General features: G+C 71.4%; 18 protein-coding genes, 1 other RNA gene and 1 pseudogene. 9 read left to right on the top strand and 11 right to left on the bottom strand.

Annotation, left to right across the window (positions count from 1 at the left end):
* Window positions 1-151 precede the first annotated feature (151 nt).
* From ACFY32_RS02330 to ACFY32_RS02320, 3 genes are all read right to left on the bottom strand, one after another.
* Window positions 152-316, bottom strand: a complete 165-nt coding sequence (locus tag ACFY32_RS02330) for a hypothetical protein (protein WP_390673214.1) — start codon at window positions 314-316, stop codon at window positions 152-154.
* Window positions 317-439: 123 nt separating this feature from the next.
* Window positions 440-781, bottom strand: a complete 342-nt coding sequence (locus ACFY32_RS02325; protein WP_390673213.1) for a hypothetical protein — start codon at window positions 779-781, stop codon at window positions 440-442.
* Window positions 782-1,019: 238 nt separating this feature from the next.
* Entirely contained in the window at window positions 1,020-1,346 is a 327-nt protein-coding gene (locus ACFY32_RS02320) for a nuclear transport factor 2 family protein (protein ID WP_359191051.1), read from the bottom strand.
* Window positions 1,347-1,502: 156 nt separating this feature from the next.
* Between ACFY32_RS02320 and ACFY32_RS02315 the strand changes: the two genes are divergently transcribed.
* The 3 genes from ACFY32_RS02315 (at window position 1,503) to ACFY32_RS02305 (ending at window position 3,549) form a co-directional block, all read left to right on the top strand.
* Window positions 1,503-2,048 carry a DoxX family membrane protein gene (locus tag ACFY32_RS02315; RefSeq protein ID WP_359191054.1) on the top strand — a complete coding sequence of 182 codons (546 nt, stop codon included), beginning with the start codon at window positions 1,503-1,505 and terminating at the stop codon, window positions 2,046-2,048.
* A gap of 39 nt (window positions 2,049-2,087) precedes the next feature.
* Window positions 2,088-2,429: a MazG-like family protein gene (locus ACFY32_RS02310; RefSeq protein WP_390673212.1), complete on the top strand. Its 342-nt coding sequence runs from the start codon at window positions 2,088-2,090 to the stop codon at window positions 2,427-2,429.
* Window positions 2,430-2,517: 88 nt separating this feature from the next.
* On the top strand, window positions 2,518-3,549 hold the full coding sequence (locus ACFY32_RS02305) for a PASTA domain-containing protein (protein WP_390673211.1): 1,032 nt from the start codon (window positions 2,518-2,520) through the stop codon (window positions 3,547-3,549).
* Window positions 3,550-3,603: 54 nt separating this feature from the next.
* On the opposite strand, the gene ACFY32_RS02300 is transcribed toward ACFY32_RS02305, so the two are convergent.
* From ACFY32_RS02300 to ACFY32_RS02285, 4 genes are all read right to left on the bottom strand, one after another.
* Window positions 3,604-4,596, bottom strand: coding sequence for a hypothetical protein (locus ACFY32_RS02300; RefSeq protein ID WP_359191064.1), 993 nt, complete (start codon window positions 4,594-4,596; stop codon window positions 3,604-3,606).
* 242 nt (window positions 4,597-4,838) lie between these two features.
* Complete coding sequence (locus ACFY32_RS02295) at window positions 4,839-5,687, bottom strand: hypothetical protein (RefSeq protein ID WP_390673210.1); 849 nt, start codon at window positions 5,685-5,687, stop codon at window positions 4,839-4,841.
* Between the two features lie 103 nt (window positions 5,688-5,790).
* Entirely contained in the window at window positions 5,791-5,994 is a 204-nt protein-coding gene (locus tag ACFY32_RS02290; RefSeq protein WP_390673209.1) for a DUF397 domain-containing protein, read from the bottom strand.
* Window positions 5,991-6,821, bottom strand: coding sequence for a helix-turn-helix transcriptional regulator (locus ACFY32_RS02285; protein WP_359191073.1), 831 nt, complete (start codon window positions 6,819-6,821; stop codon window positions 5,991-5,993). The genes ACFY32_RS02290 and ACFY32_RS02285 overlap by 4 nt, the downstream gene beginning before the upstream one ends.
* Window positions 6,822-6,993: 172 nt before the next feature.
* Here ACFY32_RS02285 and ACFY32_RS02280 point away from each other — a divergent pair, with 172 nt between their 5' ends.
* The 4 genes from ACFY32_RS02280 to ACFY32_RS02265 all read left to right on the top strand — a co-directional run bounded on the left by ACFY32_RS02280 (window position 6,994) and on the right by ACFY32_RS02265 (window position 11,092).
* Window positions 6,994-7,863 (top strand): ATP-binding protein, encoded by an 870-nt coding sequence (locus tag ACFY32_RS02280; RefSeq protein ID WP_390673208.1) that lies wholly within the window; start codon window positions 6,994-6,996, stop codon window positions 7,861-7,863.
* Between the two features lie 458 nt (window positions 7,864-8,321).
* A complete protein-coding gene (locus ACFY32_RS02275) occupies window positions 8,322-8,657 on the top strand; it encodes a MerR family transcriptional regulator (RefSeq protein WP_359191079.1) in 336 nt (111 codons plus the stop codon).
* A 434-nt stretch (window positions 8,658-9,091) separates the two neighbouring features.
* A complete protein-coding gene (locus ACFY32_RS02270) occupies window positions 9,092-9,295 on the top strand; it encodes a cold-shock protein (RefSeq protein ID WP_031055606.1) in 204 nt (67 codons plus the stop codon).
* A 282-nt stretch (window positions 9,296-9,577) separates the two neighbouring features.
* Window positions 9,578-11,092: a DEAD/DEAH box helicase gene (locus ACFY32_RS02265; protein ID WP_390673207.1), complete on the top strand. Its 1,515-nt coding sequence runs from the start codon at window positions 9,578-9,580 to the stop codon at window positions 11,090-11,092.
* Window positions 11,093-11,353: 261 nt separating this feature from the next.
* Here the strand turns inward: ACFY32_RS02265 and rnpB are convergent.
* The 3 genes and pseudogenes from rnpB to ACFY32_RS02250 all read right to left on the bottom strand — a co-directional run bounded on the left by rnpB (window position 11,354) and on the right by ACFY32_RS02250 (window position 13,543).
* An RNA gene (rnpB, locus tag ACFY32_RS02260) (RNase P RNA component class A) lies at window positions 11,354-11,757 on the bottom strand.
* Between the two features lie 118 nt (window positions 11,758-11,875).
* Window positions 11,876-12,592, bottom strand: a pseudogene (locus ACFY32_RS02255) (DMT family transporter); the annotation flags it as partial.
* A gap of 123 nt (window positions 12,593-12,715) precedes the next feature.
* The gene (locus ACFY32_RS02250; protein ID WP_390673206.1) at window positions 12,716-13,543 is read right to left on the bottom strand and encodes an AraC family transcriptional regulator; all 828 of its coding nucleotides are present in this window, start codon (window positions 13,541-13,543) and stop codon (window positions 12,716-12,718) included.
* Window positions 13,544-13,662: 119 nt separating this feature from the next.
* Between ACFY32_RS02250 and yaaA the strand changes: the two genes are divergently transcribed.
* A complete protein-coding gene (gene yaaA, locus ACFY32_RS02245; protein ID WP_359191091.1) occupies window positions 13,663-14,445 on the top strand; it encodes a peroxide stress protein YaaA in 783 nt (260 codons plus the stop codon).
* Window positions 14,446-14,522: 77 nt separating this feature from the next.
* Window positions 14,523-15,170: a bifunctional 4-hydroxy-2-oxoglutarate aldolase/2-dehydro-3-deoxy-phosphogluconate aldolase gene (gene eda, locus ACFY32_RS02240; RefSeq protein WP_359191094.1), complete on the top strand. Its 648-nt coding sequence runs from the start codon at window positions 14,523-14,525 to the stop codon at window positions 15,168-15,170.
* Here the strand turns inward: eda and ACFY32_RS02235 are convergent.
* On the bottom strand, window positions 15,145-16,419 hold the full coding sequence (locus tag ACFY32_RS02235; protein WP_390673205.1) for a bifunctional RNase H/acid phosphatase: 1,275 nt from the start codon (window positions 16,417-16,419) through the stop codon (window positions 15,145-15,147). The genes eda and ACFY32_RS02235 overlap by 26 nt on opposite strands.
* Window positions 16,420-16,425: the final 6 nt, after the last annotated feature.

Below are 16,425 nucleotides of genomic sequence, written 5' to 3'. Positions count from 1 at the left end.
GCCCGTCACGGTCCGCAGGGAGGGGGGGAAGGCGGCAGCCGTTCCGCGTCCGGCCGGGGGGGTCCGGGGGGACACGCCGAAGCGCGGAGCGGCTGCCGTACGACCATGGGCCCCGGGGGACGTACGCCCATGGGATTGCCGGGGCCCCCGTTCAGCGGCCGAGAATGCGCTCCACCTCGGCCATCCGCTCCTCGTCGAGCGGTCCCCCGGCCAGCGCGCCCGCGTTCTCCTCGGCCTGCGCGACGGACCGGAAGCCCGGGATCGGCACGGTGTGCGAGCCGCGCGCCCACAGCGCCGGCCGTCGGCCGACTGCCACTCGCCGCCGATGGCCCAGCATCCGAAACCGAGCGTCCTGTGGGTCGTCGCATTGGTCTGCATGCCCCGGAACGCTAGGAGTTGGAGCCCACGCGAAGGCAAGGCGCTTCCGTCGGGGGGAGGTTCAACGGACGGCCAGCAGGCCGTACAGGAGGGGGATGCGCGGCTCGGGCAGCCGCCACCAGCCGGATTCGGTACGGACCATCCGCGGCCAGCGCGGCCAGGGAAGCTCGTCGCTCTCCCGCAGTTGCCGGACGCTCATCCCCGCGTCCGTCAGCGCGTTGGCGACCTCCGCGATCCCGTGCGTCCGGAGGTGCAGCACGTCCCGGCCGGACAAGTCGCCGAGGTCCTCCCACTCGTACGCGGCGAACCAGCGCTCCGGGTCCAGGTCCTCGTCCAGGCCGTAGAACCGGCTGGCGACGTGGACCGGGGTGCGGGCGTCCCAGTTCGCCTGGTTGGCGCGCATCAGCCGGGCTTACTCGGCGGAGGTCATGCGGACATCCAACCGCGCCCCGGCCGTGCGCGGGGGAGGAAGACCGGAGAAGTGCCGTCACGGGTGTCGATTCGGCCGGTTCCCGTTCTTGGGCGGGACGCAGGAAGCCGCTGCCTCGTCGCTCTCGTGGCTCTCGTGCGCCGAGGCGCGGGCCGCCGGCCCGGAGCGCCTCGCCGGCCGGTCGCCGCCGCGCTCCGGGCGACGCGGCGGATCACGCCTGCCCGGTCTCGAACCGGGCGATCCGGCCGTCCTCGTCGACCGTGAACGCCCAGCGGGTGCGCATCTCGCCCCAGGTGTCGTTGCGGTGGCGGGCGAGGAGGGCCCGGCCGCCGTGCGACTCGTTGTCGACCTCCAGGTGACCGTGCGAGCTGAAGATCTCGCGGTCGACCCAGTCGGCGAGGTCACGGTCGGCCCCGTCGTCGGACATGGTGGCGCCGGGCGCGAGCAGCGCCAGGAAGGCGTCGCGGTCACGGGCGTTCACGGCGGCGACGAAGGCACGGACGGCCGGGTCGCTCAGCCGGGTGATCTGGATCGTCATGGCGGCCAGCCTCACACCGGCCCCCGGGTCCCGCCACCGGGGGCACCACCCGAACGGCGGTCGTGGCCGGGCCCGCGGGAGGTCGGACCGGGCGGGGGGTGCGACGGTGGACGGCAGGGGGTGACCCGCCGTTGCCGTCTGCCTGAAGGAGCCACCATGACCTGCTGTTTCGACCGGCGTGACGTCGGCCTGCTGCTGCTCCGCCTGGGCACCGGCGTCGTCCTGGCCGCGCACGGCGCGCAGAAGCTGCTCGGCTGGTTCGGCGGCGGTGGCATCACCGGCACCGGCCAGGCGATGGAGGCCATGGGCTACACGCCGGGCAAGGCCAGCGCGGTGGCGGCGGGCGTCGCGGAGGCGGGCGGCGGGGCGCTGCTCGCGCTGGGCCTGGCGACCCCGGCGGCCGGCGCGGCGGCGACCGGCGCGATGGTGGGCGCGGCGGCGGTGCACGCCCCCAACGGCTTCTTCGCCCAGGGCGGCGGCTACGAGTACGCCGCGTCCCTCGGCCTGACCGCGACCGGCCTCGCGGTGACCGGCCCCGGCCGGCTCTCCCTCGACCACGTCCTCGGTCACGCGGTCAACCGGAACTGGATGGTGCCGGTGGCCTTCGCGGTGACGGCGACGGCCACGGCGGTGGTGGTGGGCGCCCGCAACAAGCGGGTACGGGAGGCGTCGCGTGCGGAGCGGGACCCGCTGGTGACCTGACGTACCGCGGCGCTCGCCGTACGTGGCAGGCTGCCCGGCATGAATGACGAGCGCGCCGGCACCGCCGCCCTGTGGAACACCGTCGACGACCTGTGGCACCGGCTGGAAGCCGGCCAACCGGTGCACGGCCGGGAGGGATTGCTGCTGCGGATGCTGAAGCTGTCGGAGGAGGTCGGGGAGGTCGCCGAGGCGGTGATCGGCGCGACCGGCCAGAACCCCCGCAAGGGCGTCACCCACACCTGGCAGGACGTGGAGGCGGAACTCTGCGACGTGGCCCTCACGGCCCTGGTCGCCCTGCGCACCTTGACCCCGGACACCCGGGAGGTCTTCGAATGCCACCTGGAGCGGGTGGCGGCCCGGTCGTCGAAGCGGCCGGACTGACCGATTCCGTACGTACGTACCTCTGTACGATGCGATCGATCACGCGCAGGTACGCCTGCTCTCCGCTTCCGCAGAAAAGAACAGCGCCATGTCCCGCCCGCCGGCCCCCGGCACCTCCCGCTGGCTGAGCACTCCGGCCCGCCTCGGATACGTCCTCGCCGTCCCCGTACTCGGCCTGCTCAACCAGTATCTGGGCTTTGTGGCGATGATCGCCGCGATCGTCCTGGTCTGGAAGGACAGCCCCTGGCAGAAGGCGGCGAAGGTGACCGCGACGATCGCCGCGATGGCGCTGCTCGGCGCGGTCCTGCCGGACCCGCCGGAGGACGGCGGGCGGGACCCGGTGGCCCGAGCGCAGGCGACGACCCCTCCCCCGGCCGTCACCTGGCCCTCCCCCACCCCCACCGCCTCGCCCGAACGGCCGTCCCCGCCGCCCCCCGCCCCGGCGGACTACCGGGGCCGGCCGCTCGACGAGGCCCGGGAGAAGGCGGAGGAGGCGGGCTTCGGGGTCGACGAGCACAACGCGTCCGACGACGGCAAGAGCATCATGATGCGGATGAACTGGACCGTCTGCTTCCAGAAGACGGGCTGGACGTCCAGCGGCACGAAGACGATCGACTTCGGCGTGGTCAAGACGGACGCCCCCTGCCCGGAGACGGACGGCGCAGCCGTGCCGTGGCCGCGGATGCCGGACCTGGTCTGGAAGACCTGGAAGACGGCCCGCGTGCGGCTCACCGCCCTGAAGGTGGTACCGGAACACCACCTGCGCGCCGACACGGCGTACGGCAACGACTGGCTGCCCGACGAGGGCGAGTACGAGGACTGGCGGGTGTGCGCGACCGACCCCGCCGAGGGCGCGGACGTCACCGTCGACACCTGGGTGACCGTCGAGCTGACCGACCAGGCCAACGGCTGCCCCGAGCCCGACTCCGACCGCGGCCACGCCGTCGACCTCCCCGACCGGGACGACGACGGCGACCCCGACTACCGCGACCCGTACCCCGGCGACCCCGACCGCACCACCACCATGCCGAACGGCCTCCCCGACCACTCCGACGACGACTCCTCGGACGGCGGCTCGCACGGGGGCGGGTGGAACTGCCCGCGGACGCGGTGGTGTTGACGCCGGGAGTGACCTGAGGCCGCCGTTCGGTCGAACGGCGGCCCGGGAAGTCGCTCAGCGGCAGGTCCAGACGGTCGGCTCGTCCAGGCCACCGGGAATCTTCCAGCTCCGGCCGGCGATCGTGCCGTCGTCACTGGAGACAGCGAGGTCGAACCCGCGGTCGGGGGCGTAGCTCAACGTGGCTCCGAGTGCCGTCCGCTGCCACACGCCGAACTCGTGCCAGCTCGGGTCATCGGTGCGACCGACGATCTGACCGTCGCGGTTGATGTCCCGGATATCCGCAGACCGCGTCACGGCCTGCGGCTGGCCGTCCTGCTCCCACAGCACGCTCGGCGCGCCGCTGCCCGGCTGCCCCGTGACCTCGCCGATAACACGGCCGTTCGATATTCCGCGCACGACGACTGCGAAGGCCCCGCGGGGGAGGGTCAGTCGACGCGCCTTGCCGTCCTTCCAGAGATACGGCACCCGCCCGGAGCCGGTGTCCACCGTGACCAGCACGGTTCCGTCCTGGTCGATACCCGTGGCGAAGGTCTCGCCGTTGGGCAGTCCGGTCAGTTTCACCACTGTTCCGGGCTTGTCGACGGGCCAGATGACCGCCTGGTACCGCGGCCCGTCGCTGCTCGGCGTCTCGACGGCGCCCACGATGTCCCCGTGGTCGTTGACACCTTCCGCCACCGAAGCCTCGGCACGGGGCAATTCCGGCAGGCGTTCCATCTGGCCGTTGTGCGAGCGGATGGCGCTCGGCAGTCCGTCCGTCTCCCGGTAGGCGTTCCCGGTGACCGTCCCGGCGTCGTTCACCCCGGTGACGATGACCCAGTTCTGGTATTCGGGATCGGCCAGGTTGCCGTAATCGGTGAACGTCCCGTTCTTCCACAGCACGGCGTGGCCGCCCTCTTCGGAACGCGCGCCGTACGAAATGGTGCCCGCGTAGCCGCCGCTCCCGTCGGACTCGACCACTTGACCCGTGAGCGCGCCGGCGGGCAGCGGCAGGATGGCCGGTGTCCACACGCAGGCCGCCTGCTCGGCGGCCGCGGCGGCCGGCGCCACGGCACCGGCCAGTGTTCCCAGCAGTACCGTCGAAAGCGCGATACGGGTGACGCTGTTCGTACGTCTCATGGTCCCCCCAGTTTTCGGTGTTCCGAGAATGGCGAAGCCGCGACCGCACCGTAGGGAACGCTCCGACCCGGGGGCAATACGCGAAACACACCGTCACCGGCAACTGGCGGGATGACGCCGCAACCCTGGCCCGCCCGCGCCGAACAGACCGTGAGGTCGTGCCGTCCGCGGTGTCAGGACTGGGGCTTCTCCAGCTCGCCGGCCGGGGCGTCGGAGAACGACTCGTACTCCTCCACGACCTCACCGTCGATGACGTCCCCGTCGGCCGCCCGGCGTGACGGTTCCGCGAGCGGCAGGCCGGAGAGGTGCTTCTTCAGCCTCTTGGCCATCGGCAGGTAGGTCGCGAAAGTGAGGGTGCCGGAGACGGCGGCTCCCACGAGAGGGATGGCCTTGGAGACGCTCTTCGCGAACGTCTCCTTCGTCATCTTGACGCCCAGGTAGGCGGCGACCTTCTTGACTATGGGATAGACGACACCCTGGGTGAGCGCCTTCTGCGGCAGCTTCTTGGCGACCTGCTCCGACATCATCCCCGCGACCTTCCCCACGGCGGCGTTCGCCGACTGGGTGCCGAACATCACGCCGAAGAACAGCGTGAGCACTCCCTTGGTCGCGTCGTCGGCCTCCTCGCCCTCCTCGGAGAACAGATCGGGCCAGCTATAGAGGTAGGCGAGCTTCTGCGCGATACGCAGCATGTGGCCGACGTACTGCGCCGTGTCGGCGGGCACCGTGGCGGGCAGGGCGAGGATGCCGGGTATCCCGGCGGCGGCGGAGAGCGCGCTGACCTTGGCGGTCTCGTAGCGGATGGAGTCGTTGGCCACCTTGTCGAGGACCTCGACGGTGATCCCCGCCGCGGCGGGGGTCTCCCGCACCGCCCTTCGGATGTCGTCCTGCGAACAGTGCCGGGCCAGCGCACTGCGGAGGTACGCCTCCCGCTGGATGCGCACGCCCGGAAGCTTCGCCGCCGCCAGCAGCACCGCGAAGAAACGCGACTCGGGGTTCTCGACGTCTTTACCCTGCTTCATGGCAGGAACCTACAGCGACTCCGCGCCGCAATGAACAGCCGCTGCGCACGGCAGAACCCTCGGCAGGCGACGCGGTGCCCGCCCGCCGAGGACCCTGTCACTGTCAGGCGACCGCGAACCCGACGAACGCGGTCCACGCCGCGGGGTGCACGGTGAGTGCGGCGCGGGTCGTGTCCTTCGAGTCCCGGACGTGGACCTCGCCGGGGCGGACGGCGACCTCGATGCACTCGCCGCCTTCCTCACTGCTGTACCTGCTCTTGCGCCACACCAACTGACCTATGGGCGGCTGTTGCGCGTGCACGTTCATAGCTCCCCCAGCAACTTCTCTACGTACGCCGACGATTCACGAGGAGTCAGCGCCTGTGCCCGGATAATGCCGTACTTGACTTCCAGCGCACGGACACGGTCCCGCTCCGTCTGCAACCGGCTTACGTTCTGCACCTCGGCGTACGCCATCCTCCGCCCTTCCTTCGTCTCGATCAAGGTGAAGGGACCAGCCATGCCAGCGTTTTCCTCACGGCCCAGCGGCATCACCTGCATCTCGATGTTCCGCCGTTCACCCATCAAGAGGATGTGCTCAAGCTGGCCACGCAGGACGCCCCGACCTCCGATGGGACGTCGCAGCACTGCCTCGTCAACGACGAAGCTGGCAAGTGGTGCGTCACGGCTGGACAGAACCTCCTGTCGAGCCAAGCGTGCACCGGCCCTCTGTTCAATCAGCTCGTCATCCATGGGCGGCCGCATCATCGTGAAGATGGCCCGCGCATACTCCTCAGTCTGCAACAATCCCGGCACCGCCTGGTTGGCGTACACATGAAGCTCAACCGCCTCGGCCTCCAGCTTGGCGGCATCCCGGAAGAACGCCGGATACTGAGCCCGAGCCACCTCCTTCTTGCTCGCCTTCAACACCCCGCCCGCTTCCAGCACTTCGTCGGCGAGGTCGATGAACTTCGACGGCGGGATGCGTCTGCCCTGCTCGAACGAGGCGATCGTCGACGCCGAGTAACCGGTCAGCGCCCCGAGCCGCGCCCGGTCCATCCCCGCCCGCTCCCGGAACAACTTCAACTGCCGCCCGAACACGCACAGAATGCCCGTCCCGAACTCGCACTCCGGCTGCTGAACCTCGTCGTCCACGCCGACTCCTCCCATGCGCCCCGGCAGTCACCGCACGCGTTCACCCAACGCACGGCCGGCAGCCGGGTCACGTCCGACACCGCGTACAAGCGCGCCGACGACGTGTACAGCCCGCGCCCGTCGCCGCGTCACCACTGTTCAACGCTACGCAAGGTGCACGACCGTTTACACCATGAAGTCAGCGCCTCCCCCGAACGAGCATGCGCCACAGCACCGCGCCCCCACGCGCGAGTTCACCATGCGCTTCACCTCGACCCCACGCGGTGCCCGCTTGGCCCGCCGACTGGTCTCGCACCGCTTGGCCGACTGGGGCCACCCGTACCCGACCCCGGTCAACGAAACGCTCACCCTCATCACGGCGGAACTGGCCGCCAACGCCGTACGGCACGGCCATGTCCCCGGCCGGGACTTCCATTTGCGGCTCAGCATGACCGAGGACGTCGTCCGCGTCGAGGTGACGGACACCCGCGGGGAGGCCCACCCCCCGCCCACCGCGCCGGCCCCCGACACCACGTCCGAGTCCGGCCGCGGCCTCCTCCTCGTCACCGCCCTCGCGGACGACTGGGGCGTCAGGCCCCGCCGGGCGGCCCCCGGCAAGACCGTATGGGCTGAGCTGTACGTGACAACGAAGGACACGGCATCGACGGACGGGCGCGGCACCGAGAACATGAGGGCCTCGCCGCCGGCCGTGACGACACCCTCGACGACGTTGTGGTCCGAGACGGCGCTGACGCAAGTGCGCCGACCGGAGCGGCTGCCCAGCCGCCGGGGGCCAGGCGCCTGCTTGTCCGCTGCTCCGCTCGTGGGCGACTACCTCACAGCCAGGACCACGAAAATCTGTCTTGGCCAGAGTAGACATTTGGGTGGCAGGCCGGATATGGTTTCTCTCGTAGCCGAGATCAAGAGGGCTCCGGCAGAGATGAACTGCCGGGCAGCAGTACGCAGTTGCAGTGCGCAGGACGGTGCGGCGGTGGAGTTCCGAAGCCAGGGTTGTTGCAGGACGGTGACGGGACTGACGGCCGGACCGGGTGGCCCGCAGTGATCAGGGGCCGCCATGAGCAGGACCGCAGTGCAGTTTCGAGTGGTACCCCGGTAAAGGCGCCTGACTGCGGGCGCGCGTACCGGGAAGTTCGGCAGTGGGGTTCTGAGCCAGAGCAGATGCAGGACGGGCGACGGGGCTGGCTGCCGGAGAGTGGCGCTGTTGTAGGCCACTAGCAGTACCGGTTCGGCAAGTGAAAGATCAGAGGGAAGAACGGAGGAGCCGAGCGCCATCAGGATCGCCCGGACGAGTAGTGGGTCCGGGTACCGCAGGACATCGATAGTGAGGTGGTCTCCGGTCACGCATCCGCGATCCCCGCACCCCCGGCAGCGTTCAGGCCGGGCGCGCGGAAACAGAAGGCCGACGCATTACTGGGGCCGGCAGATGGTGTAACAGTTCCTTCGGGGCCCTGGTGCGACATGGCACCAGGGCCCCTCCATGCGTTTCAGCAGAGAGGTGCAATGACAGCAGACGATGCCTTCGGCCGTCTCGATGACGACGACTACCCCGCCTACACCATGGGCCGGGCCGCCGAGATGCTCGGCACCACCCAAAGCTTCCTCCGTGCCGTCGGCGAAGCCCGCCTCATCACCCCGCTGCGCTCCGCGGGCGGACACCGCCGCTACTCCCGCTATCAACTGCGTATCGCCGCCCGCGCTCGCGAACTCGTCGACCAGGGCACCCCCATCGAGGCAGCCTGCCGCATCATCATCCTCGAAGACCAACTCCAAGAAGCCCAGCGCATCAACGCCGAACACCGCCGCGCCGCCGAGGCGTCCAAAGCACCCGCAGCCTGACGCAGTGCGTGATCATTGCCTTGGATCGACAGGATGTACGGGTGTGCAGCGCCTGCGTCAGACTGTCGTGGTGGGGAAGTTCTCCATCGTCCACGTCTTCGGCGTGGGCGTTCTTCTGGAGGAGCAGACGCATCTACTCACTTCGGGTCGGTCAAAATCTGTGACCGCGAGGTGAGGGTTTGACACGTTGCACGTGCAGTGTTTTTGCTGTAATCAGCAGGGCAGCATTATTTACCGCACTCGGCCCGCCATCTCATGCTACTGTCGATCTCAGTTGCAGTTGTGGTTCCCAAAACTTCAAGCGCCTTCGCCGGCATTCTCAGCCGCTGGCGGCGTTTTCGTATGGCCGGTCATTTTCCGGGCGGGGCATCATCGCGGCGACCCGGTATCCGTGCATCGCGGGTCTCGGCGTACTGCCCAAGAGGAGATATGACATGGCGTCAGGTACTGTGAAGTGGTTCAACGCAGCCAAGGGTTTCGGCTTCATCGAGCAGGACGGTGGGGGTGCCGACGTGTTCGCCCACTTCTCGAACATCGCCGCCCAGGGCTTCCGGGAGCTGCTCGAAGGCCAGAAGGTCACCTTCGACATCGCGTCGGGCCAGAAGGGCCCGACGGCCGAGAACATCGTCCTCGCCTGACGCTGCCGCGCACTTCGTAGCTGGGGCCCGCATCCCTCGGGGTGCGGGCCCCAGCTACGGACGTTTTCCCGCAGCGGTACGACCTGCGGGACGAAGGCGCAACCGGTAGGCGTCCAGGATTTCACGTCCACATGGCGTCAGAAATCCCGTCGATGCAATCCGCGCCAGACTACCGCACCCCTCATTCTTTTTTACATTCCATTCGGTCCGTTTCTCGTGGTTCCCCGCGCTGCTTTTGCTGCGGGAATTCCTTGATACGTGCCGTATCAAGGAAGGTTCTCCATGAACTCCGCACGTACCAATGACCGTTCTTCCCGCCGCAGCCGTGGCGACGGCCCTGCTCTTGGCGCCGGGGCCGGTTCGAGGCGGGGCAGCCGTTTCGGATCGTCCGCTCCGAGCCGTTCCGGGGGCCCGAGCCGTTCGGGCGGCTATGGCCGGCGGCCCGCAGTGGCCCAGGGCGAGTTCGCCCTGCCGGAGACGATCACTCCCGCGCTTCCCGCGGTCGAGGCGTTCGCCGATCTCGACATGCCCAAGCATCTGCTGGCGGCGCTGACCGCGCAGGGTGTGAGCGTCCCGTTCCCGATCCAGGGCGCGACGCTGCCCAACACCCTCGCGGGCCGCGATGCCCTGGGACGCGGGCGCACCGGTTCCGGCAAGACCCTCGCTTTCGGCCTGGCCCTGCTGGCCCGCACCGTCGGACAGCGCGCCGAGCCCCGTCAGCCGCTGGCTCTGGTCCTGGTGCCGACGCGTGAGCTGGCTCAGCAGGTGACCGACGCGCTCACCCCCTACGCCCGCTCGGTGCGGTTGCGTCTCGCCACGGTCGTCGGGGGAATGTCGATCGGCAGGCAGGCCAATGCGCTGCGCAGCGGTGCCGAGGTCGTCGTTGCGACACCGGGTCGGCTCAAGGACCTCATCGACCGCGGGGACTGCCGGCTGAACCAGGTCGCGATCACCGTCCTGGACGAGGCGGACCAGATGGCCGACATGGGCTTCATGCCCCAGGTCACCGCGCTCCTGGACCAGGTCCGCCCCGAGGGCCAGCGGATGCTGTTCTCCGCCACCCTCGACCGCAACGTCGACCGCCTGGTCCGCCGCTACCTCACCGACCCGGTCGTCCACTCCGTCGACCCGTCCGCGGGCGCAGTCAGCACGATGGAGCACCACGTGCTGCAAGTCCACGGCGCCGACAAGCACTGGACGACGACGCAGATCGCGGCGCGCGAAGGGCGGGTGATCATGTTCCTGGACACCAAGCACGCCGTCGACCGCTTGACGCAGGACCTGCTGAACAGCGGGGTGCGGGCCGCCGCCCTGCACGGCGGCAAGTCGCAGCCACAGCGCACCCGGACCCTGGCCCAGTTCAAGACCGGGCACGTCACCGTGCTGGTGGCCACGAACGTCGCCGCCCGCGGCATCCACGTCGACAACCTCGACCTGGTCGTCAACGTCGACCCGCCCACCGACCACAAGGACTACCTGCACCGCGGCGGCCGTACCGCCCGCGCCGGCGAGTCCGGCAGGGTCGTCACCCTGGTCACCCCCAACCAACGCCGCGACATGAGCCGCCTCATGGCGGCCGCCGGCATCACGCCCCAGACCACCCAGGTCCGCACCGGCGAAGAGGCCCTCGGCCAGATCACCGGCGCCCGGACGCCCTCCGGCATCCCCGTGACGATCACCGCGCCGGTCGCCGAGCGGCGCGCACGCAGCACGTCGTCCTCACGCGGCCGACGCAGCCCCGCCTCGGCTGCCCGGCGCAGGACCGGCCGGCAGTCGTCGTTCAAGGCGGCGGCGTAAAAACTTCGTGTTCAGGTTCAGGAAACCGGCCCACCCCTGCGGGAGGCACGCTGTGACGATGGTTCAGTGCCTGACGCTGTCGGGGATCTTGGCAGGGTCCTGATCCGGCGGACGATCGTTGAGCCGAACCGCTGGTTTCGAGGCATCCTTCGGAGAACTCGTCCCGCGCGGGTGCTGCGGTGTTTCGGGGGTATGCGGGGCCCAGAAAGGGCCTCCGACGCAGGTCGGAGGCCCTTTCTGAGGCAAAGCCGCAGGTGGCGGCAGACGAGTCGGGCTGTACGCCGGGTTCTGTCCCCCGGGCCCTCGCGGGCGTCGGGGTGACGGCCATCCATCTAGGACCGGTGTTGCCACCGGCCTCCAGCGGTCTACCCGCGGACTCGGGCGGGCCGCCCTCGGTCGTCCGCGCAGAAGCGCCGGGGCGCTTCCTTCTTGACCTTGCTCCGGGTGGGGTTTACCTAGCTGCCCAGGTCGCCCTGGGCACTGGTGGTCTCTTACACCACCGTTTCACCCTTACCGAGGACCGAGGTCCCCGGCGGTCTGCTTTCTGTGGCACTGTCCCGCGGGTCACCCCGGGTGGCCGTTAGCCACCACCCTGCCCTGTGGAGCCCGGACGTTCCTCGGGAAGCCCCGTCAAGGGGACTCCACGCGGCCGTCCGCCCGGCTCGTCTGCCGTGTCGACCATGGTACCCGGCGGACCTGACGTCGCGGACCGGCGGCGGCCGTCGCGAGGACGGAGCCGGCCAGGATCAGTGTGAAGGCGACGCCGACCCCGAGGGTCAGGTCCTCGCCGAGGAAGAGGGCGCCCGCGGCGACGGCGACCGCGGGGTTGACGTAGGTGATGACGCCGGCGCGGGTCGGACCGACCTCCTTGATCAGCTCCAGGAAGGCCACGAAGGCGACGGCGGTGCAGACGGCGCCGAGCCCGGCGAGGGCGGCGAGGACCTCGCCCGGGGGGAGGGCGGCGGGGCGGGTGAGGAAGGCGGCCGGGGCGTAGACGACGGCGGCCAGGGCGAGGCAGGGGGTGATGAGCTGGAGGGTCGGGACGTCCTTGAGGTAACGGGCGGCTATCAGGGGCGCGGTGGCGTAGCCGACGACCGTCACCAGTACCTCGGCCAGTGAGCGCGCGCCGCCGCCGGTGAGGTGCGGCACGGTGAGGACGGCGACGCCGCCGAGGCCGAGGCCGAGCCCGGCGATCCGGCGGGCGCCGACCCGTTCCCCGGCGCCGAAGAAGCGGGCCAGCAGGACGCCGACGATGGGGACGCCCGCGATGAGCAGGCCGGCGGTGGAGCTGGAGAGGTGGCGTTCGGCGTCGGTGAGGGTCCACCAGGGGCCGATGATCTCGATGACCGCGAAGGCCAGCATGGGTTTCCAGTGGGCCCGGACGCCGTGACCGAGTCCGCCCTGGCGCAGGGCGAAGGGGAGCAGGAGCGCGGCGCCGAGCGCGCACCGCGCGAACACCACCACGGACGGGGAGAGGTCCTCCACCGCCACCTTGATCATCAGATAGGGGATGCCCCAGACCACTCCCATCAGGGAGAACAGGGCCCAGCCGCGTGCAGTCATGGCGGCAGTCTGCGCGCCGCCCCCACCCGCGGTCTTGAACGCTGTTGCGGTACGCCGTCCTCACCCGCGGTTCTGAACGCTGTTGCGGTACGCCGCCGGCGTCACGCCGAGTACCCGGCGGAACCAGCGGGTCAGGTGCGCCTGGTCGGCGAAGCCCACCAGGCCGGCCACCTCGGCGGGGCGCAGCCCGGACTCCAGCAGGGCGCGGGCCCGGGTCACCCGGTACTGGGCGAGCCAGGCGTAGGGCGGTATCCCCATCGTCGTACGGAAGGCGCGCAGCAGTTGGTAGCGGGACAGGCCGAGGTCGGCGGCGAGGGCGGCGAGGGAGGGCGGGGCGTTCAGTTCGTCGGCGAGGCGGTCGCGTACGGCGCGGGCGACGCGGCCGGCGCCGGGCACGGCGTCGTCCGCCGAGCGGGCCGTGGAGTGCCGGTGGGCCAGCGCGGCGAGCAGCCAGGGCAGCCGGGACTCGGCCTCCAGCGGGTCGGGGCAGTGGGCCAGGTCGGTGTGGGCGGCGCACAGGGCGGCGGCGAGGGACGGGTCGTCGAGCACGGGCTCGCGGAAGTGCGGCAGGGCGGCACCGCGCGTGCCGTCGGTCAGCAGCTCCGGCGCCGCGTACAGGGCCCGGTAGGCGTACCCCTCGGGCGCGGCGGGCCCGCCGGTGTGCATCTCACCGGGTTCCAGTACGACGATGGAGCCGGGCCCCGACACGATCCGCCCGCCCCGGTAGGCGATGGCCTCCAGGCCGCCGACGGTGACGCCGACCGTGTACTCGGCGTGGGCGTGCGGCGCGTAGGTGTGCCGGTCGAACCGCGCGGTGAGCAGATCCAGCGCCGGCCCGCACCGCCCCAACCGCGCCCGCGTCCACCGAGCGCACTCCCGAACGTCCACCCCCGCACCCCCCGGACCAGGGGATCAGAGGAAACCGGCGGTGTCCAGGCCGGCGGGGTCGGCGTGCGGGGGCGCCGTACCCTTGCGGGGGCCGAGAACCGGAATTTCGAGGAGTACGTGTGCTTGTCCTGCTGCCGCCGTCCGAGGGGAAGGCGTCGTCCGGTCAGGGGGCCCCGCTGGAGCCCGGGGCGTTGTCGCTGCCGGGGCTCGCGGGGGCGCGGGCGGTCGTGCTGGAGGAGTTGGTCGAGCTGTGCTCGGGCGACGAGGAGAAGGCGCGTGAGGTGCTCGGGCTGAGCGAGGGGCTGCGGGGCGAGGTCGCCAAGAACGCCCGGTTGCGCACGGCGGGGGCGCGGCCGGCCGGGGAGATCTACACGGGTGTGCTGTACGACGCGCTGGGGCTGTCCACGCTGGACGCGGCGGCCCGGCGGCGGGCCGCGCGGACGCTGCTGGTGTTCTCCGGGCTGTGGGGGGCCGTGCGGGTGAGCGACCGGATTCCGTCCTACCGGTGTTCGATGGGGGTCAGGCTGCCCGGGATCGGGGCGCTCGCCGCGCACTGGCGGGCCGCCATGGCCGACGTGCTGCCGGAGGCGGCCGGGGACGGGCTGGTCCTGGATCTGCGGTCGTCGGCGTACGCGGCGGCCTGGAAGCCCAAGGGCGAGGTGGCCGGGCGGACGGCTGCGGTTCGGGTGCTGCACGCGCCGACCCGGAAGGTCGTCAGCCACTTCAACAAGGCGACCAAGGGGCGGATCGTACGGAGTCTGCTGACGGAGGGCGCTGAGCCCGGGACGCCGGCCGAGCTGGTGACGGCGCTGCGGGACCTCGGGTACGTGGTCGAGGCCGAGGCGCCGGGGAAGGCGGGGCGGGCCTGGTCGCTGGATGTGCTGGTGGACGAGATTCACTGAGGGTGATTCACTGAGGGTGCGTTGCGGTATGTGCAACGACCTTTGCGCAGAGCGCTTCTCGACGGCACGATGAGGGCATGACCTCTGCGCCGTCCCCCTCCGTACTCGATCTCGCTCCCGTCGTGCCCGTCGTGGTCGTCGACGATCTCGCCGATGCCGTGCCGCTCGCGCGGGCGCTGGTGGCGGGCGGGCTGCCCGCGATCGAGGTCACCCTGCGCACGCCGGTCGCGCTGGACGCGATCCGGGCGATCGCCGCCGAGGTGCCGGACGCGGTGGTCGGGGCCGGGACGGTGATCACGCCGGAGCAGGTCGAGGCGACGGTGGCGGCCGGGGCGCGGTTCCTGGTCAGTCCCGGGTGGACGGACGCGCTGCTGACGGCGATGCGGGCCTCGGGGGTGCCGTTCCTGCCGGGGGTGTCGACCACCTCGGAGGTGGTGGCGCTGCTGGAGCGCGGGGTGCGGGAGATGAAGTTCTTCCCGGCCGAGGCCGCGGGCGGCACCGCCTACCTCAAGGCGCTCGCCGCCCCGCTGCCGCAGGCCCGGTTCTGCCCGACCGGCGGGATCGGGGCCGACTCGGCGCCGGAGTATCTCGCGCTGCCCAACGTCGGCTGCGTCGGCGGCAGTTGGATGCTGCCGAAGGACGCGGTCGGCGCGCGGGACTGGGCGCGCGTCGAGGCACTGGCCCGCGAGGCGGCCGGGCTCAGCGCAGGTGCGACGTGTCGTTGAACAGGCGGACGCTGGCGTTGCCGTCCGCGTAGTAGGCGATCGCCGACAGGGACGCCGCCGACAGCTCCATCCGGAACAGCGACTCGGGCGGGGCGCCCAGGGCGAGGCGGACGAACGTCTTGATCGGCGTCACGTGCGACACCAGCAGGACCGTGCGGCCCGCGTACGCCGCGACCAGCTTGTCCCGGGTGGCGGCGATCCGCGCGCCGGTCGCCGCGAAGCTCTCGCCGCCGCCGGTGGGTTCGGCGTCCGGGGAGGCCAGCCAGGCGTTCAGGTCGTCCGGCCAGCGCTCGCGGACCTCGCCGAAGGTGAGCCCCTCCCACGCGCCGAAGTCGGTCTCCCGCAGGCCCTCCTCCACGGTCACGTCCAGGCCCAGCTCGGCGGCGACGATCCCGGCGGTCTCCCGGGTGCGGGCCAGCGGCGAGGACACGACCGCCTGGATCGTGCCGCGCCGGGCCAGGCTCCGCGCGGCCCGCGCGGCCTGCTCCCGGCCGGTGTCCGACAGCGACGGGTCGCTGCCGCCGGTGCCCGAGAAGCGTTTCTGCGGGGTGAGCGGGGTCTCGCCGTGCCGCAGCAGCACGAAGGTGGCGGGGGCGCCCATGTCGGGGGGTCCCCAGCCGGGGGTGGCGACCTTCCGGGTGGCGCGTACGTCATCGGCCTTGGGGGCGCTCGCTCCGGTGGTACGTACGGCGGCGGCTTCGGCGGCCTCGGCGGCTTCAGCTCCCGCCGTGCGCGCGGCAGCGGCTCCGGCCGTCTCCGCTCCGGAGGGCCCTGCCCCCGCCCCGGGCGACCCTGCCGCCGCCAGCTCCGCCCGTGACCCCGCCGCCGACCACCGCTCCCCCCGCGTCCCCGCGTCCATCGCCTCGTTGGCCAGGCGGTCGGCGTGCTTGTTCTCGGCGCGGGGGAACCACTCGTACGTCACCCGGTCCACCGGGAACACGCCCCGTGCCTGGGCCGCGAGCGGCTTCATGTCGGGGTGTTTGATCTTCCAGCGGCCCGACATCTGCTCGACGACGAGCTTGGAGTCCATCCGGACGTGGACCGTCGCCGCCGGGTCCAGCGCGTGCGCGGCGCGCAGGCCGGCCAGCAGGCCCCGGTACTCGGCGACGTTGTTGGTGACGACGCCGAGGTACTCGGCGGTCTCCGCCAGCACCTGCCCCGTCACCGCGTCCCGGACCACCGCGCCGTATCCGGCCGGGCCCGGGTTGCCCCGTGACCCGCCGTCGGCCTCGACGACGAACTCCCGCACCCGTGC

The sequence above is a fragment of the Streptomyces sp. NPDC000134 genome, assembly GCF_042899225.1.
Classification (GTDB): domain Bacteria; phylum Actinomycetota; class Actinomycetes; order Streptomycetales; family Streptomycetaceae; genus Streptomyces.
The sequence above is the reverse complement of the archived record's forward strand: the minus strand, read 5'-3'. Positions and strand labels throughout refer to the sequence as shown.

Bases quoted from the DNA above. Each gene is read 5' to 3' on its own strand.
- ACFY32_RS02325 (WP_390673213.1), bottom strand. From the start codon at position 781: ATGCGCGCCAACCAGGCGAACTGGGACGCCCGCACCCCGGTCCACGTC.
- ACFY32_RS02320 (WP_359191051.1), bottom strand. From the start codon at position 1,346: ATGACGATCCAGATCACCCGGCTGAGCGACCCGGCCGTCCGTGCCTTC.
- ACFY32_RS02315 (WP_359191054.1), top strand. From the start codon at position 1,503: ATGACCTGCTGTTTCGACCGGCGTGACGTCGGCCTGCTGCTGCTCCGC.
- ACFY32_RS02310 (WP_390673212.1), top strand. From the start codon at position 2,088: ATGAATGACGAGCGCGCCGGCACCGCCGCCCTGTGGAACACCGTCGAC.
- ACFY32_RS02305 (WP_390673211.1), top strand. From the start codon at position 2,518: ATGTCCCGCCCGCCGGCCCCCGGCACCTCCCGCTGGCTGAGCACTCCG.
- ACFY32_RS02295 (WP_390673210.1), bottom strand. From the start codon at position 5,687: ATGAAGCAGGGTAAAGACGTCGAGAACCCCGAGTCGCGTTTCTTCGCG.
- ACFY32_RS02290 (WP_390673209.1), bottom strand. From the start codon at position 5,994: ATGAACGTGCACGCGCAACAGCCGCCCATAGGTCAGTTGGTGTGGCGC.
- ACFY32_RS02280 (WP_390673208.1), top strand. From the start codon at position 6,994: ATGAAGTCAGCGCCTCCCCCGAACGAGCATGCGCCACAGCACCGCGCC.
- ACFY32_RS02275 (WP_359191079.1), top strand. From the start codon at position 8,322: ATGACAGCAGACGATGCCTTCGGCCGTCTCGATGACGACGACTACCCC.
- ACFY32_RS02270 (WP_031055606.1), top strand. From the start codon at position 9,092: ATGGCGTCAGGTACTGTGAAGTGGTTCAACGCAGCCAAGGGTTTCGGC.
- ACFY32_RS02265 (WP_390673207.1), top strand. From the start codon at position 9,578: ATGAACTCCGCACGTACCAATGACCGTTCTTCCCGCCGCAGCCGTGGC.
- eda (WP_359191094.1), top strand. From the start codon at position 14,523: ATGACCTCTGCGCCGTCCCCCTCCGTACTCGATCTCGCTCCCGTCGTG.